General features: G+C 72.3%; 19 protein-coding genes and 1 pseudogene. 8 read left to right on the top strand and 12 right to left on the bottom strand.

From position 1 onward, the window contains the following. The first annotated feature begins 198 nt into the window (after positions 1-198). Positions 199-852, top strand: coding sequence for a CBS domain-containing protein (locus ACGFQ9_RS21255; RefSeq protein ID WP_393575991.1), 654 nt, complete (start codon positions 199-201; stop codon positions 850-852). A 6-nt stretch (positions 853-858) separates the two neighbouring features. On the opposite strand, the gene ACGFQ9_RS21250 is transcribed toward ACGFQ9_RS21255, so the two are convergent. The 4 genes from ACGFQ9_RS21250 to ACGFQ9_RS21235 all read right to left on the bottom strand — a co-directional run bounded on the left by ACGFQ9_RS21250 (position 859) and on the right by ACGFQ9_RS21235 (position 6,318). After that, positions 859-2,049, bottom strand: coding sequence for an acyl-CoA dehydrogenase family protein (locus ACGFQ9_RS21250; RefSeq protein ID WP_393575618.1), 1,191 nt, complete (start codon positions 2,047-2,049; stop codon positions 859-861). 43 nt (positions 2,050-2,092) lie between these two features. Continuing rightward, positions 2,093-3,253: a zinc-binding dehydrogenase gene (locus ACGFQ9_RS21245; RefSeq protein ID WP_393575616.1), complete on the bottom strand. Its 1,161-nt coding sequence runs from the start codon at positions 3,251-3,253 to the stop codon at positions 2,093-2,095. Next, complete coding sequence (locus tag ACGFQ9_RS21240; protein ID WP_393575614.1) at positions 3,250-4,431, bottom strand: LLM class flavin-dependent oxidoreductase; 1,182 nt, start codon at positions 4,429-4,431, stop codon at positions 3,250-3,252. Before ACGFQ9_RS21240 ends, ACGFQ9_RS21245 begins: the two co-directional genes overlap by 4 nt. 198 nt (positions 4,432-4,629) lie before the next feature. Next, entirely contained in the window at positions 4,630-6,318 is a 1,689-nt protein-coding gene (locus ACGFQ9_RS21235) for an FG-GAP repeat domain-containing protein (protein WP_393575613.1), read from the bottom strand. A gap of 230 nt (positions 6,319-6,548) precedes the next feature. Between ACGFQ9_RS21235 and ACGFQ9_RS21230 the strand changes: the two genes are divergently transcribed. From ACGFQ9_RS21230 to ACGFQ9_RS21220, 3 genes and pseudogenes are all read left to right on the top strand, one after another. Beyond that, positions 6,549-6,755: a nuclear transport factor 2 family protein gene (locus tag ACGFQ9_RS21230; protein WP_393575612.1), complete on the top strand. Its 207-nt coding sequence runs from the start codon at positions 6,549-6,551 to the stop codon at positions 6,753-6,755. 109 nt (positions 6,756-6,864) lie between these two features. Next, positions 6,865-7,359: an anthrone oxygenase family protein gene (locus tag ACGFQ9_RS21225; protein WP_393575610.1), complete on the top strand. Its 495-nt coding sequence runs from the start codon at positions 6,865-6,867 to the stop codon at positions 7,357-7,359. A gap of 44 nt (positions 7,360-7,403) precedes the next feature. Beyond that, positions 7,404-7,487 (top strand): annotated as a pseudogene (locus ACGFQ9_RS21220) (IS5/IS1182 family transposase); the annotation flags it as partial. 57 nt (positions 7,488-7,544) lie between these two features. Here the strand turns inward: ACGFQ9_RS21220 and ACGFQ9_RS21215 are convergent. The 3 genes from ACGFQ9_RS21215 to ACGFQ9_RS21205 are packed head-to-tail and all read right to left on the bottom strand — an operon-like array spanning position 7,545 to position 9,834. Beyond that, positions 7,545-8,075: a hypothetical protein gene (locus ACGFQ9_RS21215; RefSeq protein ID WP_393575609.1), complete on the bottom strand. Its 531-nt coding sequence runs from the start codon at positions 8,073-8,075 to the stop codon at positions 7,545-7,547. A 23-nt stretch (positions 8,076-8,098) separates the two neighbouring features. Next, positions 8,099-8,935: a class II fructose-bisphosphate aldolase gene (locus ACGFQ9_RS21210; protein WP_393575608.1), complete on the bottom strand. Its 837-nt coding sequence runs from the start codon at positions 8,933-8,935 to the stop codon at positions 8,099-8,101. Next, positions 8,932-9,834, bottom strand: coding sequence for an SIS domain-containing protein (locus ACGFQ9_RS21205; protein ID WP_393575607.1), 903 nt, complete (start codon positions 9,832-9,834; stop codon positions 8,932-8,934). The genes ACGFQ9_RS21210 and ACGFQ9_RS21205 overlap by 4 nt, the downstream gene beginning before the upstream one ends. A gap of 83 nt (positions 9,835-9,917) precedes the next feature. On the opposite strand from ACGFQ9_RS21205, the gene ACGFQ9_RS21200 reads away from it, so the two are divergent. Next, the gene (locus tag ACGFQ9_RS21200; protein ID WP_393575605.1) at positions 9,918-10,706 is read left to right on the top strand and encodes a DeoR/GlpR family DNA-binding transcription regulator; all 789 of its coding nucleotides are present in this window, start codon (positions 9,918-9,920) and stop codon (positions 10,704-10,706) included. Between the two features lie 118 nt (positions 10,707-10,824). On the opposite strand, the gene ACGFQ9_RS21195 is transcribed toward ACGFQ9_RS21200, so the two are convergent. Further along, the gene (locus tag ACGFQ9_RS21195; protein ID WP_393575604.1) at positions 10,825-11,772 is read right to left on the bottom strand and encodes a LysR family transcriptional regulator; all 948 of its coding nucleotides are present in this window, start codon (positions 11,770-11,772) and stop codon (positions 10,825-10,827) included. Positions 11,773-11,843: 71 nt separating this feature from the next. Between ACGFQ9_RS21195 and ACGFQ9_RS21190 the strand changes: the two genes are divergently transcribed. Both ACGFQ9_RS21190 and ACGFQ9_RS21185 read left to right on the top strand, forming a co-directional pair. Continuing rightward, positions 11,844-12,578 (top strand): SDR family oxidoreductase, encoded by a 735-nt coding sequence (locus ACGFQ9_RS21190; protein WP_393575602.1) that lies wholly within the window; start codon positions 11,844-11,846, stop codon positions 12,576-12,578. A gap of 221 nt (positions 12,579-12,799) precedes the next feature. After that, on the top strand, positions 12,800-13,513 hold the full coding sequence (locus tag ACGFQ9_RS21185; protein WP_393575600.1) for a hypothetical protein: 714 nt from the start codon (positions 12,800-12,802) through the stop codon (positions 13,511-13,513). Positions 13,514-13,871: 358 nt separating this feature from the next. Here the strand turns inward: ACGFQ9_RS21185 and ACGFQ9_RS21180 are convergent, their stop codons facing one another. The 3 genes from ACGFQ9_RS21180 to tdh form a co-directional block, all read right to left on the bottom strand. Continuing rightward, positions 13,872-14,786 (bottom strand): LysR family transcriptional regulator, encoded by a 915-nt coding sequence (locus tag ACGFQ9_RS21180; protein WP_393575599.1) that lies wholly within the window; start codon positions 14,784-14,786, stop codon positions 13,872-13,874. Positions 14,787-14,862: 76 nt separating this feature from the next. Next, positions 14,863-16,065: a glycine C-acetyltransferase gene (locus tag ACGFQ9_RS21175; RefSeq protein WP_393575598.1), complete on the bottom strand. Its 1,203-nt coding sequence runs from the start codon at positions 16,063-16,065 to the stop codon at positions 14,863-14,865. A 199-nt stretch (positions 16,066-16,264) separates the two neighbouring features. After that, the gene (gene tdh / locus ACGFQ9_RS21170; RefSeq protein ID WP_393575596.1) at positions 16,265-17,296 is read right to left on the bottom strand and encodes an L-threonine 3-dehydrogenase; all 1,032 of its coding nucleotides are present in this window, start codon (positions 17,294-17,296) and stop codon (positions 16,265-16,267) included. A 474-nt stretch (positions 17,297-17,770) separates the two neighbouring features. Here tdh and ACGFQ9_RS21165 point away from each other — a divergent pair, with 474 nt between their 5' ends. After that, positions 17,771-18,679, top strand: coding sequence for an alpha/beta hydrolase fold domain-containing protein (locus tag ACGFQ9_RS21165; RefSeq protein ID WP_393575595.1), 909 nt, complete (start codon positions 17,771-17,773; stop codon positions 18,677-18,679). Between the two features lie 78 nt (positions 18,680-18,757). Here the strand turns inward: ACGFQ9_RS21165 and ACGFQ9_RS21160 are convergent, their stop codons facing one another. After that, positions 18,758-19,645, bottom strand: coding sequence for a class I SAM-dependent methyltransferase (locus ACGFQ9_RS21160; protein ID WP_393575593.1), 888 nt, complete (start codon positions 19,643-19,645; stop codon positions 18,758-18,760). Positions 19,646-19,826 lie beyond the last annotated feature (181 nt).

Below are 19,826 nucleotides of genomic sequence, written 5' to 3'. Positions count from 1 at the left end.
TTCCAGGGTGTCGCGGACCCGCGCCGCCGCAACCGGGCCGTGCCGCCCCACGCCGGCGCCGACGTCCGTCGCCGTGGGGCCGGACGGTCCCCACGGCCTGCACCGCCCGGCCCTCCCACCGCCCGTGGCCGCCGGGGCAGGGTGAAGACAAGTGGTTGGAGGCGCATCATGAACACCAGGCACGCCGGGGACCCGGCCATGCCCTACCCGCCCTACACCGTCGCCGACGTCATGACCACCGAGGTCATCGCCGTCACCCCGTCGACCGGCTTCAAGGACATCGCCGGCGCGATGGAACGGTGGAAGGTGACCGCCCTCCCCGTCGTCGAGGGCGAGGGCCGCGTCGTCGGCGTGGTCTCCGAGGCCGACCTCCTGCTCAAGGAGGAGTTCCACGAGCACCGGCCGGGCATGATCGGGCAGATGCGCCGCCTCGGCGACACCGCCAAGGCCGGCTCCACCCGCGCCGAAGACCTCATGACCACGCCGGCCGTCACGATCCGCCCCGACGCCACGCTCCCCCAGGCCGCCCGCCTCATGGCCGGCCGGCACATCAAGCGCCTCCCGGTCGTCGACGCGAACGGCACCCTCAGGGGCATCGTCAGCCGCACCGACCTCCTGAAGGTCTTCCTCCGCTCCGACGAGGACCTGGCCGCCGAGATCCGCCGGAGCGTCGTCCAGCACCTGTTCCCGCTGTCCCGGGAGGCCGTCAAGGTCACCGTCACCCAGGGAATCGCCACCCTGACGGGCGAGGTCAGGGACGGGAGCCTGATCCCCCTGGCCGAACGCCTCACCCGCTCCGTCGAAGGCGTCGTGGACGTCCGCTGCCGTTTGAAGGAGTGGGCCGCCGCATGAACGGTTTCAGCGGCGGACGCGGGGCATGCCCAGGCCGATCCAGGAGATGATCTCGCGCTGGATCTCGTTGTTGCCGCCGCCGAAGGTGAAGATGACGGCGCTGCGGTAACCGCGTTCGAGTTCGCCGTGCAGGACCGCGCCCGCCGAGCCGTCCTTCAGGGGTCCCGCGGCGGCGGCGACCTCCATCAGCCACGCGTAGGCGTCGCGCCGGGCCTCGGAGCCGTAGACCTTGACGGCGGAGGCGTCCTGCGGGGTGAGGGTGCCGTCCTGGACGGCGTTGACCATCTGCCAGTTGAGCAGCTTCATCGCGTCGAGGCGGGCGTGGGTGCGGGCGAGCCGGCCGCGGACCCAGCCCAGGTCGATGACGCGGCGGCCGTCGGCGAGTTTGGTGTGCGCGGCCCAGCGCTGGACGTCGTGCAGGGCGCGGATCGCCATGGTGCCGTGTGCGGCGAGGGTCACGCGTTCGTGGTTGAGCTGGTTGGTGATGAGCCGCCAGCCCTTGTTCTCCCGGCCCACGCGGCGGCTCGCGGGCACCCGGATGTCCTCGTAGTAGCTGGCGGTGGTGTCGTGGGAGGCGAGGGTGTTGATGAGGGTGCAGGAGTAACCGGGGTCGGAGGTCGGGACGAGGAGCATGGTGATGCCCTTGTGGGCGGGGGCCTCCGGGTCGGTGCGGACGGCGAGCCAGACCCAGTCGGCGGTGTCCCCGTTGGTGGTCCAGATCTTCTGTCCGTTGACGACGTAGGTGCCGGTCTCCTCGTCGCCCTCGCGGACCGCCTTGCACTTCAGGGCGGCCAGGTCGGTGCCGGCGTCCGGCTCGCTGTAGCCGATGGCGAAGTCGATCTCGCCGGAGAGGATGCGGGGCAGGAAGTACGCCTTCTGCTCGTCGGTGCCGAACTGCATGATCGTGGGGCCCACGGTATTCAGCGCCATCAGCGGCAGCGGGACGACGGCCTGGGCGGCCTCGTCGAAGAAGATGAACTGGTCCATCGGGGTCATCCCGCGCCCGCCGTACTCGACGGGCCAGCCGACGCCGAGCCAGCCGTCCGCGCCGAGCCGCCGGATCGTCTCGCGGTAGAACCGCTTCTGCGCGGCCGGGTCCTCGTAGCGGCCGTAGACCTCGTCGGGTACGAGCTCGGCGAAGTAGGCACGCAGCTCGGCGCGCAACTGCTGCTGCTCAGGCGTGTATTCGAGGTGCACGGCCCCTCCGGAAGGCTGGCTGCGGGACTGCGGCATTGCGGTATTACGCGACCGCCATGACTGCGGCGCACAGGCTAGAACCTGTTTCAAGAATCCGGAAGGGCCGCGGCGGATGCGGCCGTGCCGCCGGGCGCCTGCGCCCGCAGCTCCGGCCCCTCAGACCGGGCCTGATCAGCACCTTGATGTGGTCCTCCGGGCGGCGCAGGGAGGCGAACGCCGCGTCCAGACCCGCCAGTCCGGTCTCCCCGGTGACCAGGGCGGCCGCGTCGACCCGGCCGTCGGCGAGCCGGGCCAGGGTGGCGGCGAACTCCTCCGGAGGGTACGTCAGGCACATGCGCAGGGTGACGTCCTTGTAGATCCCGACCACCGGGCGGATCACGTCCTCCGTCATGACCCCGCCGATCTGCAGGATCTCGGTGCCGCGCGGCACGGTGTGCAGCAGCCGGTCGATCATTCCGGGGACGCCCACGCAGTTCACCACCACGGTGGGCCGGCCGGACCCCGGTGCCGGATGCCCGGCGAGCGCGCCGCACAGCTCCACGGGGTCCTGCCGTGCCGGGTCGACGACCGCGTGGGCGCCCATCCGGGACGCGGCGGCCCGGCGCAGCGCGGAGGGGTCGGAGGCAACCACCGGTTCCGCGCCGCGTTCCCGGAGCGCGGCGACGGCGCCCAGGCCGACCGGCCCGCAGCCCACGACCACCGCCGGGGTGCCCGGTCCGGCGGAGCTGCGGGCCACGTTGCCGAAGCCGACGGCCAGGGGTTCGGTGAGGGCCGCGAGCGCGAGCGGGAGGGAGTCCGGCACCGGCAGCAGGGCCTGCGCCTGGACCACGACGCGCTCGCCGAAGCCTCCGGGGAAGGCGTTGCTGTAGCCGACGGTACGGAGCACCCCTCCGCTGTCGAGGGCCCAGGGCAGGGCGACCACCCCGGTGCCGGGTTCGGGTCCGTTCGCACCGGGCCCGTATCCGAGGACCCGCCCGGAGAACTCGTGGCCCAGGACGAGCGGGCGTGCCGGGTCGAAGAGGAAGCTGGTGGTGCCGCTGTCGCGGGAGGCCTTCAGGAAGTCCTCGGTGTGGGCGACCGCGCTGAGGTCGGATCCGCAGATGCCGCAGGCGGCGGTCTCCAGCAGGACCTGGCCGGGGCCGGGCACCGGATCGTCGTACTCGCGGACGGCGAACCGCCCGCCGTCGAGCACCGCCGCCTTCAACGGACTTCTCCCTTGCGGGCGATGGCCTCGGCGGTGGCCTGCCGGAGCGCTCCGACGAAGCGGCCGCTGTTGCGGGCCGCCCAGTCGAGGCTGGCCCGGCGGGCATCGGTGCCGCCGGTGAGCCGGGGGATCACTCGTTCGGCGAAGAGTTCCAGGCTGCGCCGGGTCGCGGCCGGGTCGGCGACGTCGAGCTGGAGGATGAGGAAGGTGCCGAATCCGCCGGTCTTGTCGGCCAGTTGGGCGATGCGTTCGACGGCGTCCTCGGGGCTGCCGATGACGGCCCGGCCGAAGGTGGGCAGTCCGTCGGCAGTCCACCGTTCGACGGCCCCGGACGCGCTGGCACAGCCCTCCAGCCGGGTGCCGCCGAGGGCCTCGATATAGGCGACGAGATCTCCGGTGCCGAACTCGGCTTCCCTCAGTGCCTGTTCCCGGGTCTCGGCCAGGTGCACCGGGGTGACCAGCCGCCAGCCGGCACGGTCCGGGGTCCGCCCCGCGGCCGTACAGGCCGCCTCGTGCGCGGCCCAGTTGGTGTCGAGTGCGGCGAATCCGGCGGGGTCGGCGGCGGCCAGGGAGAGCAGGCCGAGCCCGTGCCGGCCGGCGAGCACCGCTCCGGTGGGCGAGACGGCGGAGGCGACGGCGATGTCGGGCTCCCGGCCCCGGTACGGACCGAGCTGCAGCCGGGCTTCCTCCAGGGTGAACCAGTCGGTTCGCGCGGTGACGGTCTCGCCGCGCAGCAGCCGCACGATCGCGTCGAGCGCGTCGGCGGTCATCGCCCGCGAACGCTGGGGATCCACACCCATCATGAAGGCGTCGGACGGCAGTTGGCCGGGGCCGACGCCGAGCAAGGCCCGGCCCCGGGTCTGCTGGTCGAGCTGGCAGATCCGGTCGGCGAGGATCAGCGGCTGGTGGTACGGGAGGGAGTTGACCCCGGTGCCGAGCCTGATCCGGCCGGTCCGCTCGGCCGCGGCCGCGAGGAACAGCTCCGGCGAGGCGATGATCTCGTAGCCGGCGGAGTGGTGTTCCCCGGCCCACACCTCGTCGTACCCGAGCCTGTCGAGCAGCGCGACGAGGTCCAGGTCCCGGCGCAGTTGCAGGGCCGGATCGCGGTCGGGGTGGTGGTAGGGCGCGAGGAACACCCCGAAGCGGCCGGGGAGGTACGGCTGCGGCTGGTGCTGCATGTGCGGTGGCCTTCCGTCGGACGACGTCTGCGGTCCGACGTAACACCGCGCGCGGCGCGGCTTCAACGGCGGACGGCGCGTGCTCCCGCTGAGCGGGAATTCCCAACGGCCCGCCCGCCGCGCCGTGTTCCTCCGGAGACGACGGCGTCCACCCCCGGAATGGGGGTGGACGCCGTCGTACGGTTCGTGCGGGGAAGGTCAGAAGAGCAGGTTGTAGCGCTGCCAGCCGGTGCCCACCTTCACCCGGGCGGCGTACGGCTGGGTCGTGCTGCCGGTGCCCTGGTAGTACCAGAGGGCGCCGGCCGTGTCGCGGGCGACCAGGTCGGCCTTGCCGTCCGAGTTCAGGTCGCCCGGAGCGACCAGGGAGTTGTAGGCCTGCCAGCCGGGACCGACCTGGATCCGGTTGCCGAACGGCTTCGCCGCGGCGCCGGTGCCCGGGTAGAGCCACAGCTTGCCCGAAGTGTCGCGGGCCAGCAGGTCTGCCTTCTTGTCACCGGTCACGTCACCGGCACCGACCAGGCTGTTGTAGATGTTCCAGCCTCCGCCGACCTTCACCCTGCCTCCGAAGGCGGCCGAGGCATTGCCCGTGCCCGGGTACAACCACAGGGTGCCCGCCGTGTCGCGGGCCACCAGATCGGCCTTCTTGTCACCGGTCAGGTCCGACGCGCCGGCCAGGCTGTTGTAGATGTTCCAGCCCGGACCGACCTTCACCCGGTTCTTGTACACGGCGCCGTCCCCGGAGACCGGGTGGAACCAGAGCATGCCGCTCTTGTCACGGCCCACCGCGCCCGGTCCCGTGCTCTGGGTGGTGACCGGGCCCAGCCGCGTCAGCTGCGTGTACTGGTTCCAGTCGATGGTCTGGAGGACGGGGTCGACCGGGCCGAAGAGTCCCGGGGCCTTGCCCGTTCCCCGGTGGTCCCACAGGTTGCCGTCGGCGTCCCGGCCCACCAGGCGGTGGCGGTCGGCCGGACGGGTCTGACCGGTGATCGCCCAGTCCGAGGACTTCTCCGGATTGCCCGTGCCGTAGTCGTACACCTCGTAGACCGCGGTGGTCCGCAGCTTCCAGGACGGGGCCTTGGCATCGGCCTTCAGTTCGTAGGTGAGGGTGTAGTCGCCGGGCTTCGCGATGTCACAGGTGACCCCGCTGGTGTACCCCATCCACCCGATCGTGTGGGAGCACTCGGCGCCCGGGGCGTTCGCCGAGACGATGCCGGTCTTCAGCTCGTCCTCGTTCCAGTGACGCTGGCCGGGCGCCGGCGTCATGGACACGGTCAGGGTCGCCGCATCCACCGCGTGCAGCTTCACCGAGTGCTTCACGGTCTTCCCGGCCGGCACGGTCGGCGTCGAGAGGGCCAGGGTGTTCCCGGCGACCTGCGCCTGGGTCCTCGCCGTGATCGTCGCGTGCGCCCGGCGCGGGCCGATGGGCTTGGAGCCCGCCGTCTGCGCCTCCTTGACACCCGCGTCGATGCTGGACCCGCGCGGTACGTAAACCAGGCTGTAGTACGCCCTCGTGTCGTTCGCCACGGTGCTCGCGGCCGACACCTCGGGACTCGGGAAGGAATGCTCCTTCACGTCGCACAGATAGACACCGGCCACGCCCGCCTTCGGCTTGCAGGACGGCGACTGGCTCAGGTCCACCTTGAGGCCGCCGGGCGCTCCGCCCCCGGACCAGCCGGCGTCGGTGAGCGGCTTCTTGCTCACCGCGTAGACGTAGGTGCCGTCAGCCTGCCCGCTTTCGTGACCGCCCGTACTGGGCGGCGACAGCTCGACACGCCCCTCGCCCGGCATCAGGACCTTGTTCTCGACCGGGTCGAAGTAGAACGTCGGGTCCCCGGCCGCCCAGGCCGCCCCCGCACCCGCGACCCCCATGGTGGCGAACAACGCCACCGAGACCGCGGTGCCTGTGATCCTCCGCAAAAGTTACCCCCAAGTAGTGGTGCAGTCGGCGGACGCTAACACGAGGCGCGCCCGACCGGGCCGGGGGGTCCGGCCACTGCCGTGGGCCGCCCGCTGCGTGGCCGAGTGCAACCAAGGCGGCGACCAGCCGGCGAGAGTCCTGACGGGTGGCGAACTCGCCCGCCGCAATGCCCCGTTCGAAGAGACGGACGAGCCGGCCGGTGACGGGGCCGTGTGCCCGTCACCACACACCCGACGTCGTACAGGTCAGCGATGGCCTGCCGCGCGACCACGACCGGCTTCTCGCCCACCTCCGCCCGGTACGGAAGAACGCCCTCGACTATCACTTCGAGGTGCATGAGGCCGTCGCCGAGGGCTACCGGACCGCCGCCCGTCTCACCATCCACGCCCGGACCCGCAAAGGCTGACCCACCTCGACAGAGGTACATTTCTTCGGGGAGTTCACGGAGGACGGGCGGATGCGCCGGGCGCACCAGCTCACCCGTGCCCTGCCGGCCGCCGAGGCGAGGGAGTGAAGTGAGGGCGCGGGTTCAGATCGTGCACGGGGTCGCGTTGCTCGCCACCGGCCTCCTCGCCGGTGCCTTCGGGTACGGCGCGGCCAACCTCGTACCCACCTTCGACGCCGTACCGCAGGACGTACGGTTCGACTTCCACGCGGAGTTGATGAAGGTCAACGGAATCACCGTGCAGGGCGCGATGGTCGTCTCCACCCTGGGCTCGCTCGCCCTCGCCGTCCTCACCCGCGGCGGGACCCGACTCGCCGCCGCAGCGGCCTCCGTGCTCACCCTCGCATCCTTCCTGATCACCCGTTTCGGCAACGTCCCCATCAACGGCAGGATCAAGCAGTGGGCGATCAGCGGCCCCGAGCCCGATACCACGGAACTGCTGCGCCGCTGGGAGCTCTTCAACGAGGCCCGCACCCTTACCGGCATCTCGGCCTTCGTCATACTCGTCGTCCTCGCCCTGCGCGGGCGGAGCCGTGGACTTCCGGACGGTCGAGCGCACACCTGAGGGCCACCCAAGGGGCCCAGCGTCCATGGCGTAGTCGTTCCGCACCGGACTGCCGCCGGAAGGGCGACGGCCTCCACCACGCGGTCCAGGCCGTCGCCACCATGCACAACCTCGCCCTCAGCGGGTGAAAGAACAGATCAGCCGCCCACTCCGGCCTGCCCGGGCTGAGCCTTCCGCAACACCCTTCAGGCGTGGAGGAACAAGACGTCGAACCAGACCAGGCCCAGCGGCTCGCTCAGGAAGAACCGGCCGTCGGCCGTGGGGTTGGCCGTCCCGCCCGCGGACGGAGCCAGCACCCGGGCGTCGTAGGCGGCGCTGGTGCGCCAGTCGGCCGCCGCCGGGGCCGGGAAGTGCGGGGCGAGCGGTTCCGGCACCTCCGGCGGGGCTGCCCGCTCGAAGGTGCCGGGGACGGCGGCCAGGGCGGCCGCGACCGCGCCCTCCGGCAGCCGGGCCAGGCCGACGAGCCGGATCCGGGAGTCCGGACCCGGGATGGTCCGGCTCCCGCCCGCCTCGTCGATGTCGTAGCCGAGCCAGTGCGGGTCGGACAGCTCGCCGAGTGCGCCGAGGCGTGTGCGTACGGGCTCGGGGTCGGTGCGGACCCGGAGGCGGTCCGGGGGGTGCCGGTCGGAGCCCGCGGTGCAGCCGGCCGCGGGCAGCAGCAGCGAGCCGCCCAGAAGGCGCAGGAACCGCCGACGCCCGCCCCGCTGCCTGCCCATCCGCCCCTGTCCCCCGTTGTGCCTCAGTTCAGCGCCGAGATCATAGCGGCTGCCGTCGCCGTCATGGCCGTGCGCGCCGCGGCCAGATAGGGGCGGGGGTCGGCGCCGGTCAGGTTCGAACGGATGGCCTCGGTCATGGCCACGTTCAGCGCGGTGCCGATGTTGACCTTGCGGATGCCGCCGGCCACGGCAGCGGCGAGTTCGGAGTCCGGCAGGCCCGAGGAGCCGTGCAGGACGAGCGGCACGTCGAGGGCCTTGGCCAGGCGGGCCAGCAGGGCGTGGTCGAGGGCCGCCGTCCGGGTGGTCATCGCGTGGGTGCTGCCGATGGCGACGGCCAGCGCGTCCACTCCGGAGTCGGAGACGAAGCGCCGGGCCTCGTCGGGATCCGTCCGGGCTCCGGGGGCATGCGGGTCCAGCGGCGCATCCCCCTTCTTCCCGCCGACCTCGCCCAGTTCGGCCTCGATCCAGAGGCCGTTGGCGTGCGCCCAGTCCGCCGCGGACCGGGTGGCCTCCAGGTTCTCCCCGTACGGCAGGTGGGCGGCGTCGTACATGACCGAGGCGAAGCCGGCGTCGGCGGCCTGCCTCAGCAGTTCGGGGCTCTTCACGTGGTCGAGGTGGAGGGCGACGGGCACGGCGGCGGCCTCGGCGCAGGCCGCGGCGGCCCGGGCGATGGGCAGCAGCTGCCCGTCGCGGAACTTCACCGCGTTCTCGCTGAGTTGCAGCACGACGGCCGTACGCACCCGCTCGGCCCCGGCGACGACGGCTTCGGCGTGCTCCAGCGTGATGATGTTGAACGCGGCGACGGCCCGCCCGCCGGCGGCCGCCTCCCGCACCAGGTCCCCGGTGGCGGCGAGGCTCATCGCACCGCCTCCTCGCCGGACGCGAGGATCACGGACCGGGTCAGGTGGCGGGGCCGGTCCGGGTCCAGGCCCTGCCCGTCGGCGATGGCGACCGCGAGCCGGTGCACCCGTACCAGTTCGGCGAGCGGGTCGAGCCGGCCGGCCACCCACAGGGCGCCGGTTCCCGCCACCTGCTCGGCGAGCCCCTCGGGGGACTCGCCGATCGACCAGGTGGCGGTCCCCGGCCCGCTGACGCTGATGGGGCCGTGGCGGTACTCCATCGCCGGATAGGACTCGGCCCACGACAGGGAGGCCTCACGCATCTTCAGCGCGGCCTCGTGCGCGACGCCCACGCTCCAGCCGCGCCCGAGGAAGGTGAACTGTCCGCATCCGACCAGCCGTTCGGGCAACGGCTCGGCCAGAGCCGCACGCCCGTCGGCGGCCACGGCAGCCGTGTGCGCCCCCACATGGGCCCGCAGCAAGGTCAGGGCGGTGGTCGCGAACCGGGTCTGCACCACGGCCCGTTCGTCGGCGAAGTCCAGCACGACCAGTTCATCCGCGAGGCTGGTCACGGGAGTCGCGGCATCGCCGATGACGGCCGTGGTCCGGACCCCTGCGTCGCGGAGTCCGGCGAGCAGGTCCAGCACTTCGGTGGTCGTCCCGGACCTCGTCAGCGCGACCACCCGGTCGTACCGGCGGTGACGGGGAAACTCCGAGGCGGGAAAGGCATCGGTCTCGCCGTGACCCGCCTCCTCCCGCAGTGCGGCGGCGGCCTGGGCCATGTAGTACGAGGTCCCGCATCCGACGATCGCGGTGCGCTCGCCCTTCTCCGGAAGCACGTCCCGCCGGCCGGAAGCAATGTCAGCGGCCCGTTCCCAGCAGTCCGGTTGTGTGCTCAGCTCGTTCGCGACATGACTCATGCCGTCTCCCTCTGCGAGACATTGCAGTTTCATGCAAGATATCCACCTGTTTCGATCAACTTCAAGCACCCGAAGGAGGGGGCATGTCCCGGGAGACGCGCTGGCAGTCACTGCTGGAGCTGCTGGTGGAACACGGCAGCCTGGAGGTGGAGTCCACCGCCGGAACACTCGGGGTCTCGCCGGCCACGATCCGCCGCGACCTCGACCAGCTGGCGGAGCAGCAGCTGCTGGTCCGCACCCGGGGCGGGGCGATGCAGCACGGGGTCTCGTACGAACTCCCGCTCCGCTACCGCACCTCGCGCCGGGCCGCGGAGAAGCACCGGATCAGCCAGGCCGTCGCGGAGCTGATCACGCCGGGCGAGGTGGTGGGCCTGACCGGCGGCACGACCACCACGGAGGTGGCCCGCGCGCTCGCGGCCCGCCCGGACCTGGCCCAGGGCACGGCCGGCTCCCCCGCGCTGACCGTGGTGACCAACGCCCTGAACATCGCGGCGGAGCTGGCGGTCCGCCCCCAGTTCAAGATCGTGGTCACCGGCGGGGTCGCCCGCCCCCAGTCCTACGAGCTGACCGGTCCGCTCGCGGACGGCGTACTGAGCCAGATCTCCCTCGACACCGCCGTCCTGGGCGTGGACGGCTTCGACCCCGCCGAGGGCATCTCCACCCGCCACGAGGACGAGGCCGCGATCAACCGCCTCCTCTGCGAACGCGCCCGCCGCGTCGTCGTGGCCGCCGACTCCACCAAGCTCGGTGTCCGCGCTTTCGCCCGCATCGGCGCCCTCACCGCACTGGACGTCCTGGTGACGGACACCGCCCTGCCACCGGCCGCCGCCTCTGCCCTGGCAGAAGCCGGGATCGAGGTCCGACGCGTCTGAGGGCTGCTTCTCGTTGGACGCGGGTGGCCAGACCGGCGGTACGACGGCGCTCCTGCACGGGGAGCGGATGGCGCTGTCCGCCGCGTTCAGTGTGTGCGCGAGGGGTGAATACCCCCGGTCAGCAGGCCAGTGAGGTCATGTGGTCGGGGTGGTGGGCGGCGACGTCGTGGGCGGCCTGGACGAAGGCGGCGACGGCTGCGGATCGCGAGGTCTCCGGCCAGGCGACCATGACCGCGCTGGGGCTGAGGCCGGTGACCGGCCGGTATGCGATGTCCTGGCGCTGGTGCCGTTTGGTGGTGGAGAGTGACAGGAACGCCACCGCCTGGCCCAGCGCGACCACCTCCAGGAGTTGCTCGACGCCGGCCACGAGCGGCCCCTCGGGAGCGTCGGCCGGCGCCAAGCCCGTGTGGCCATCGCCTGCTTCCGCTCCGTCGCGTCCCGTGTAGTAGGCGGTGGCGGAGGGGGCGGCCCCTTTCCAGCGCGGGATCGGTTCGCCCTTGAGGTCGGTCAGCCGCAGTCGCCGGCGTCCGGCCAGGCGGTGCGCGGCGGGGAGGACGGCCAGTCGCGGTTCGACCACGAGCGTCTGGGAATCCAGCCCTTGCCCGTCGAACGGGCTGCGCAGCAGCGCTACGTCGGCACGGCCGTCCCGCAGCATGGCGACCGGCTCGCCGCTGCCGCCGACGACGACTTCGGGCGGCGGCAGATGCGAACCCGTTCCCCGGTAGGCGGCGAGGATCTCCCGCAGCAGCCCGGCATCGCCTCCCGGTTTGACCGCCACGACGAGCCGGGGTGCCGGCTGACCGGCCCGGCGCGCTCGCCGGGCCGCCGCGTGCACCGCGTCGACCGCGATCCGGGCCTGGTCGAGCAGCACCTGACCGGCGTGGGTCAGCCTCACCTGCCGGGTGGTGCGCTCCAGCAGGCGTACCCCGAGCCGGGACTCCATCTGAGCGATCGCCTTCGACAGCGGGGGCTGCGCCATCCCCAGGCGTTGCGCGGCCCGGCTGAAGTTCAGTTCCTCGGCGACCGCGATGAAGTACCTCAGCTCCCGCACTTCCAGCTCACTCATATCTGTGGACTATAGATCCAGAGTCTTCCGGTCTTTCCCTGCCGCCGGTGGGTGAGGGGAGGCTGGGTGCCATGACGACTCCGCAGAAGACTGCTCTGATCACCGGCGCGAACAAGGGCATCGGCAGGGAAACGGCGCGCAGGCTCGCAGCCCTCGGCATCACCGTGCTGATCGGCGCCCGCAACGCCGAGCGTGGCGAGGCGGCGGCCGAGGAGCTTCGCGCGGGCGGCGCCGACGTACGGTTCGTACCGCTGGACGTCACCGACGAGATCTCGGTCCAGGTCGCCGCCAAGCACATCGACGCCACGTTCGGCCGCCTCGACATCCTCGTCAACAACGCCGCGATCGCCGCCGGACCGCAGAAACCGAGTGAAACCCCCGCCGCTGCCGTCCGGCAGGTCTACGAGACCAACGTGTTCGGCGTCATCGCGGTGACCCACGCCATGCTCCCCCTGCTCCGCCGCTCCGCCGCCGCACGCATCGTCAACATGTCCAGCGAACTCGGCTCCCTCACCCACCTGGCCGACCCGGGCAGCCCGTGGTCCGCCTACTCCTCGATCCTCCTCCCTTACTGCACCTCGAAGAGCGCACTGAACGCGATCACCGTGCTCTACGCCAATGAACTGCGCGCTGAAGGGATCCTGGTCAACGCGGTGAGTCCCGGCTACTGCGCAACCGACCTCAACCGCCACACCGGGATACGCACGGCAGAGGAGGGCGCGGCCGTGGCGGTTGACCTGGCGACGGCGGGCGAGGGCGGCCCGACGGGCGCCCTTTTGGCCGAGGACGGGCCGATTCCCTGGTGAGAAGGGCACCCGGCGCTCCTCGCCCTTGGCGATAGCCGTGCTTCGCGCAGGAGTGGCCGACCGTATCGCCCATCAGCCGGACCGCCGATGATCACGCATTCCGGCCGGCCGGCAACCCACCGCTCCGACCACACGAACTCACCGCTCCCACCCTGCGATTCCGCAGGACCGTCCAGGGTCCCGGTCGTCCGGGCCACCGAGCGCCGGACTATGTTGATCACATGATCCGTCGTCACCTCGCAGTAGCCACAACCCTCCTGGCATGTCTCGCGCTGTCCGCCTGCTCGGCAGACAAGGCGCCGCAGGAGGCGCCGTCGGCACCCGCCGGGACACCGTCCGCGAGCGGAACCGGCGAGGTGCAGCCTTTCAAGGACGACACCGACGTACCACTGACCAAACAGCTCAGCCAGGGCGAGCTCACCCAGGCGATTCCCGACGCCAAGGACGTGGTCCCCGGCTACTACCCCGGCAGCCTGCACAAGAGCATGCCGGGGGAGCCCGACAACTGTGCTCCCCGAAAAGGCCCCACGCCGGCCGGGTGGCAGCGGTCGGGCAGAGGCGACTACGACTACCAGGGATCGACCCTCTCGCGAGAACTCGATCTGTACGTCTGTCAGTTCGACAACGCCGAGCACGCGAAGTCGGCGTACGACCGGTGGCAGGAGAGGGAGGAAACGGCTCCCGTCCAGGTGCCCCGTCGAGTCGGAGAAGAATCGGTCTTCCTCGCGTACAGCGGATCGAGCGGAGCAGTCTACGGCTACAGCCGGTCCGGCACGGTCGTCGTCCAAGTCCGCGCCCACGACGCGGGCGGGGATCCCACGGACGCCCGTACCGTCCTGGCCGCCACGATCACCCGACTCCAGCAGGTCCAAGCGGGCCGACCGGCCACGACAACGGCAGCCGACATCACCGAGGCCGAACGGGCCCGACGCTAGAGCCTCTCGCCGTACGGCAGGCCGCTGGCCCGGCTGCGCACAACGAAGCCCAAGGTCTTCATCGCGGAAGAGAAACACAGCCCATGGCCAGCGACCAGCCGTTGGCCCCCGGCGGCCCGCACCCGCCGGGAAACAGGAGCGCGTAGCGATCTGACGCGCGTGGGCCGAGCCGGATTGCGTAGATCTGATCGACGTCGATTCCGCGTCCGCCCGAACGGGCGGCTGCCCGAGCGGCAGCCGCTGCTCGTGCCCGCCGAAGCCGGTGACGACTGGCCCTTGGGTCCCTCCATGCCATTCCCCCCGGGGCCTCCACACCTCCGCCCAGCCGAAGCCGGCCCCGAACGCCCAGCGAGGATCCTCACCCCCGCCGCAAATGCCCCGACTCCCGCACCAGTGCCTCCAGCACCGGCGCCAGCAACGGATGCGATTCCGCGCCGCGCCGCGTGGCGGCGAAGACACGACGGGTCACCGACGGTCCGGTCACCGGCCGGATCCGGACCTCCTTGAGGTCCATGCCCCGCAGCGCCGACCGCGGGACCAGGGCGACGCCCGCCCCCACCCCCACCAGCGCGACCACCGCGCGGAAGTCGTCCGAGGAGTGCACGAACCGGGGCGCGAACCCGGCCGACTCACACGCCAGCAGGGTCACGTCATGGCACGGATTGCCCGGGTACTGCCCCACCCAGTCCGCGTCCGCCAGCTCCGCCAGCTCGACCGAAGGCTCGTCCGCGAGCACGTGCCCCGGCGGCAGGACCGCGTCGAAGGGCTCGGCGTACAGCGGGAGCACCGAGAACCGCACGTCGTCCATGCCGGGGCCGCCCCGGTACTCCACGGCCAGCGCGACGTCGGCCTCGCCGTCCAGCACCATGGGCAGGCTCTGGTCGCCCTCCGCGTCACGCACCCGCAGCCGGATCCCCGGCCGGTCCACCCCCAGCCTGGCGATGACCGGGGCCAGCACCTCCGCGATGCCGGTGGCGAACGCCGCCACCGTGACCTCCCCGGACGCCCCGCCCGCGTACGCCGCGAGCTCCGCCTCCGCCCGCTCGAGCTGCGCGAGGACCTCATGGGCGTGGCCGAGCAGGATCTCTCCGGCCGCGGTCAGCCGGACCCCCCGCCCGCTCCGGGTCAGCAGGGCGTGCCCGGTCTCCTGTTCCAGCGCCGCGAGCTGCTGGGACACGGCGGACGGGGTGAGGTACAGCGCTGCGGCCGCGGCGGTCACCGTACGGTGATCCGCCACGGCCCGCAGGATGCGCAGCCGGCGGGGGTCGATCACCCCACCATCATCTCAGCCCTCGGACACACCGAGCGCCGCACCCGACGCCACACCCGACACCGAACCCGACGCCGCCCTACGCCGCGCCCAGCGCCGCCCGGGCGTCGACGAACGCGGCCACGGCGCGCTCCACGTCCTCCGTCGAGTGGGCCGCCGAGAGCTGCACCCGGATCCGGGCGGCGCCCATCGGCACGACCGGGTACGAGAAGCCGATGACGTACACGCCGCGCTCCAGCAGCAGCTCCGCCATACGGGCCGCCTCCGCCGCGTCGCCGATCATGACCGGGGCGATGGCGTGGTCTCCGGCCAGGATCTCGAAGCCCGCCTCGGTCATCTTCGTACGGAACAGGGCCGTGTTCGCGGCGAGCCGCTCCCGCAGGTCAGCCGCCGACTCCAGCAGGTCCAGGACCTTCAGCGAGGCCGCCGCGATGACCGGCGCCAGCGAGTTCGAGAACAGGTACGGGCGCGAGCGCTGGCGCAGCAGCTCGACGATCTCGGCGCGGGCCGCCACGTAGCCGCCGCTCGCCCCGCCCAGAGCCTTGCCCAGCGTGCCGGTGATGATGTCGACCCGGTCCATGACCCCGTGCAGCTCGGGCGTGCCCCGGCCGCCCGCGCCCACGAAGCCGACCGCGTGCGAGTCGTCGACCATCACCATCGCGTCGTACCGCTCTGCCAGATCGCAGATCTCGGCCAGCGGGGCGACGTACCCGTCCATCGAGAACACGCCATCAGTGACAATCAGCTTGCGCCGCGCACCACCCTCGGTGGCCTCCTTCAGACGCGCCTCCAGCTCCGCCATGTCGCGGTTGGCATAGCGGAACCGGCGGGCCTTGGACAGCCGGATGCCGTCGATGATGGAGGCGTGGTTGAGGGCGTCGGAGATCACCGCGTCCTCGGCGCCGAGGAGGGTCTCGAAGACACCGCCGTTGGCGTCGAAGCACGACGAGTAGAGGATCGTGTCCTCCTGGCCCAGGAACGCCGACAGGCGGGCCTCGAGCTCCTTGTGGACCTCCTGGGTGCCACAGATGAAGCGGACGGAGGCCATGCCGTAGCCCCAGCGGTCCAGGGCGTCCTTCGCGGCCGCGGTCACCTCGGGGTGGTCGGCCAGGCCCAGGTAGTTGTTGGCGCAGAAGTTGAGGACCTCGCCGGGGGTGCCGCCCGCCGTCACCTCGACGGCGGCGCTCTGCGGGGTGCCGATGACCCGCTCCGGCTTGTGCAGTCCGGCGGAACGGATCTCGTCGAGGGTGGTGCGGAGGTCCTCGCGGACGGACGTGAACATGTACGGACTCCTAGTGCGGCGGCGGTGCGTGCGGGAACTACAAGGCGGTGCGTGCGGGAACGACAAGCGGAGGGGGCCGGCCCCACGGCGGGAAGGGCTCCGGGGCCGGCCGGAAAGACAAAGCCCGGGAACGTGCACCCGAGGAGGTGCACCCGAGGACGCGCGCCCAGGGACGTGCACCCAGGGCCGGTAGGTACGGCTAGACCGCGCTCCAGTCCAAGATGATCTTCCCGCTGCGCGCGGTGGACGCCTCGTCGAAGGCCGCCTCGAAGTCGGTGTACGCGTACCGGCCCGTGATCACCGGGCTGAGGTCCAGGCCGCCCTCCAGGAGCACGGTCATCGCGTACCAGGTCTCGAACATCTCGCGCCCGTAGATCCCCTTGATGGTGATCATCGAGGTGACGATCTTGGCCCAGTTCACCGGGAACTCCTGCGCCGGCAGCCCCAGCATGGCGATCCGGCCGCCGTGGGTCATGTTGTCGATCATGTCCCGCATGGCCTCCGGCCGGCCGGACATCTCCAGGCCGATGTCGAAGCCCTCGCGCAGCCCGAGCTCGCGCTGGGCGTCCGCGATCGTCGACTCCGCCACGTTGACCGCCAGGGTGGCACCGACCTTGCGGGCCAGGTCCAGGCGCTCAGGGCTGACGTCGGTGATGACCACGTTGCGGGCACCTGCGTGCCGGGCGACGGCCGCGGCCATGATGCCGATCGGCCCCGCCCCGGTGATCAGCACGTCCTCGCCGACCAGCGGGAAGGACAGGGCGGTGTGCACCGCGTTGCCGAACGGGTCGAAGATCGCCGCCACGTCCAGGTCCACCCGGGTCCGGTGCACCCACACGTTCTGCGCGGGCAGCACCACGTACTCGGCGAACGCACCGTCCCGGCCGACCCCGAGGCCGAGCGTGGACCGGCACAGGTGGCGGCGGCCGGCCAGGCAGTTGCGGCACTTGCCGCACACCAGGTGGCCCTCACCGCTGACCAGCGCGCCGACCTCTATGTCCTGGACGTCGGCACCGGTCGCGGCGACCTCGCCGACGAACTCGTGGCCGAGGATCAGCGGGGTGCGGACGGCACCCTGCGCCCACCCGTCCCAGGTGCGGATGTGCAGGTCGGTGCCGCAGATGCCGGTGCGGAGCACCTTGATCAGCACATCGCCGGGGCCGTACTCCGGCTCCGGTACGTCCATGAGCCACAGCCCGGGCTCGGCCTTGTGCTTGACGAGTGCCTTCATGGGTGGGCTCCAGGCAGGTGAGGGGAGGTTGCGAACGCGACCGCGCGGGTCGGCGCGGCTCCGGGGCCGGCGCGGCCTCCGGGGTCGGCGCGACCGGCAGGATCGGCGCAGCCGGCGAGGTCGGCGCGACCGACAAGGCCGGCGAGACCGCTGTGACCGGTGCGGCGTTTGGGACGAGACCAATCTGCCGATGCCGGTGGTGATCAGTCCATCGAGGATTTCTTAAGCGGGCCGACAGCAAACCTTCATGCCTGCACGTTCACCACAACGCCCGCCCGCGAACCCGGCCCCCTGCCCTGCCCGGGCCCTGCCCCGGCCCTGCTGCGGCCCCTCCCCCCGGCCCTCCACCGGCCCTCCACCACCCCCTGCCGGAAGGTTCACCGTGCACGCCCCTGCACCTCGCTTGACCTGCACCTCTATGCTCCTCCCGTGACCGGGGTAGGGCATGAAGCAGTTGGCGGGGAGGTGGCGGGCGTGCCGAGTCTGCGGAGTCGGGCGCTGACGGCCGCGCTGATGGCGGCCGGACGGCGAAGACGCCTGGCGTCCGCCGAGGCGGTACGGGACCAGGTCGCGCGTTCCGCGCGGCGGCCGGCCTCACATCTGCCGCCGCGCTCGCTGGGCCGCGTCGCGGACGTGTCCCGTACCTTCGTGGGCGCCTGGCCTGTGTACGACGCCGCGCCGCGCGGGGCCGACCCGGCCACCCGGGTCCTCTACATCCACGGCGGCAGCTACATCGACGAGCTGGTCCGGCCGCACTGGTCCCTGGTGCGGACCCTGGTCACCGAGGCGCAGGCGCACTGTGTGGTCCCTGCCTACGTCCTGGCGCCCCGCGGCACCGCCGACCGTACCGTCCCGGTCGCCACCGACCTGCTGAGCGGGCTGATCGCGAGCGGCGGGGACGGGGGCACCGTGCTGATCGGCGACTCGGCCGGCGCCGGGCTGGCCCTCGCGGCCGCACAGCGGCTGCGGGACCGCACCGGCGCGCAGCCCTCGCGCATCGTGCTGATCTCGCCCTGGCTGGACGTGAGCATGACCCACCCGGACCAGGCCGCGCTGGAGCCGGCCGATCCGATGCTGGCGCTGCCGGGGCTGGCCGAAGCGGGCCGTCTCTACGCGGGCACCCTCGCCCTGGACGACCCACTGGTCAGTCCGCTGCACGGGTCCTTCGCCGGCCTGGCACCGATCACCGTGTTCACCGGCACCCGGGACGTGCTGACGACCGACAGCCGGGAGCTGCTGCACCGGGCGCGGGCGGACGGCGTCGAGGTGGAGTTCCACGAGGCCCCGGGGCTGCCGCACACCTATCCGCTGCTGCCGGTACCGGAGGGCCGGGCGGCCCGGGACCGGATCGTCTCCCTGGTCAGGGCCGCGGCGGACGGGTGACGCCGGCGGACGGACAGACGACGGCAGCGGACGGACGACGGCAGCGGGGACGAATGACGGCAGAGGCCGTCTCCGCCCTCAGGCCGTGCAGATCATCAGCGAGCTGACCGGGGTGGCCCGGTACGCCGTCCAGAACGCCTCGTCCCGCTCCCGGTCCGGCGGCGGAGTACGGCTCGGCTGCCAGCTCACCGAGGCGAAGCCGGCCTCCACCGCGGCTTCGGCGAACTCCTGGTGCGGCCACTCGCGACAGGTGAACGGCACCGGCGGATCGGTCAGGAAGGACAGCCGCAGCAGCGGCGCGTCGCCCTCCGGGATCCGCTCGAGGATCCGCACCCCGAACGGCGACCAGTCCGCGTGCGGGAACGCGCCGGGGTTGGGCACGATCGCCAGCAGCCGCCCGCCCGGCCGGAGGCTGGTGCGGATCGCCCGGAACATGGCGTGCAGGGCGTTCCGGTCCTCGGCGTCGTTGAAGAGGTAGACGGCGGTCGCGAGGTCGAAGGCGCCCAGGGGTGGCAATTCGGCCACGTCGGCCGTCACGTACTCGATGGCCTCGGCTCCGCGGACGCCGTCGGCCTCCGCTCCTGCCGTTCCGCCCGCCCGGTCCGCCTCCCTCACGGGCCCGTCGAGCCCAGCGGGCACATCCAGCCCCTCAAGCCCCTGAAGCCCCTGAAGCCCCTGAAGCCCCTCAGGCCCCTCAGGCCCCTCGGCGTAGGCGCGTGCCAGCCTGATCATCTCCGCCGAGGTGTCCACACCGACGGTACGCCGCGCGCCCGCGCGGGCCAGCAGCCGGGTGTTGTGCCCGTAGCCGCAGGCGAGGTCGAGGACGTCGAGCCCCTTCACCCCGCCGAGCTGGTCGAGCACCGTGAGAAGGGTGTGCGTGTCGGCGGCGGAGAAGGCAGCCGTGTTCTTCGACTCCTCGAAGCGCGCGCCGATCACGTCGTACTGCAGGTGGTAGTCGTGCCGCATGCCCGTCATGCTCCCGCCGCCACGCGGGCACGCGCGGGTGTGCGAGCCGTACGGTCCCCCGGACGGGTCGGCGTTCGGCTCAGTCGGTACGGCGCCCGGGGCGCGAGGGGGCCGCACGAGGCCCGACGACGGCCCGCACGACAATCCGAACGACGGCCCGCACGGGCCCGCTCGAAAGAGC

Origin of the sequence: Streptomyces sp. NPDC048603, assembly GCF_043199475.1 — a bacterium.
Lineage (GTDB): Bacteria > Actinomycetota > Actinomycetes > Streptomycetales > Streptomycetaceae > Streptomyces.
The sequence above is the reverse complement of the archived record's forward strand: the minus strand, read 5'-3'. Positions and strand labels throughout refer to the sequence as shown.

Coding starts and splice junctions, on each gene's coding strand:
- ACGFQ9_RS21190 (WP_393575602.1), top strand. CDS start 11,844: ATGACGACTCCGCAGAAGACTGCTCTGATCACCGGCGCGAACAAGGGC.
- ACGFQ9_RS21175 (WP_393575598.1), bottom strand. CDS start 16,065: ATGTTCACGTCCGTCCGCGAGGACCTCCGCACCACCCTCGACGAGATC.
- ACGFQ9_RS21195 (WP_393575604.1), bottom strand. CDS start 11,772: ATGAGTGAGCTGGAAGTGCGGGAGCTGAGGTACTTCATCGCGGTCGCC.
- ACGFQ9_RS21210 (WP_393575608.1), bottom strand. CDS start 8,935: ATGAGCCTCGCCGCCACCGGGGACCTGGTGCGGGAGGCGGCCGCCGGC.
- tdh (WP_393575596.1), bottom strand. CDS start 17,296: ATGAAGGCACTCGTCAAGCACAAGGCCGAGCCCGGGCTGTGGCTCATG.
- ACGFQ9_RS21240 (WP_393575614.1), bottom strand. CDS start 4,431: ATGCAGCACCAGCCGCAGCCGTACCTCCCCGGCCGCTTCGGGGTGTTC.
- ACGFQ9_RS21205 (WP_393575607.1), bottom strand. CDS start 9,834: ATGAGTCATGTCGCGAACGAGCTGAGCACACAACCGGACTGCTGGGAA.
- ACGFQ9_RS21215 (WP_393575609.1), bottom strand. CDS start 8,075: ATGGGCAGGCAGCGGGGCGGGCGTCGGCGGTTCCTGCGCCTTCTGGGC.
- ACGFQ9_RS21200 (WP_393575605.1), top strand. CDS start 9,918: ATGTCCCGGGAGACGCGCTGGCAGTCACTGCTGGAGCTGCTGGTGGAA.
- ACGFQ9_RS21185 (WP_393575600.1), top strand. CDS start 12,800: ATGATCCGTCGTCACCTCGCAGTAGCCACAACCCTCCTGGCATGTCTC.
- ACGFQ9_RS21160 (WP_393575593.1), bottom strand. CDS start 19,645: ATGCGGCACGACTACCACCTGCAGTACGACGTGATCGGCGCGCGCTTC.
- ACGFQ9_RS21255 (WP_393575991.1), top strand. CDS start 199: ATGCCCTACCCGCCCTACACCGTCGCCGACGTCATGACCACCGAGGTC.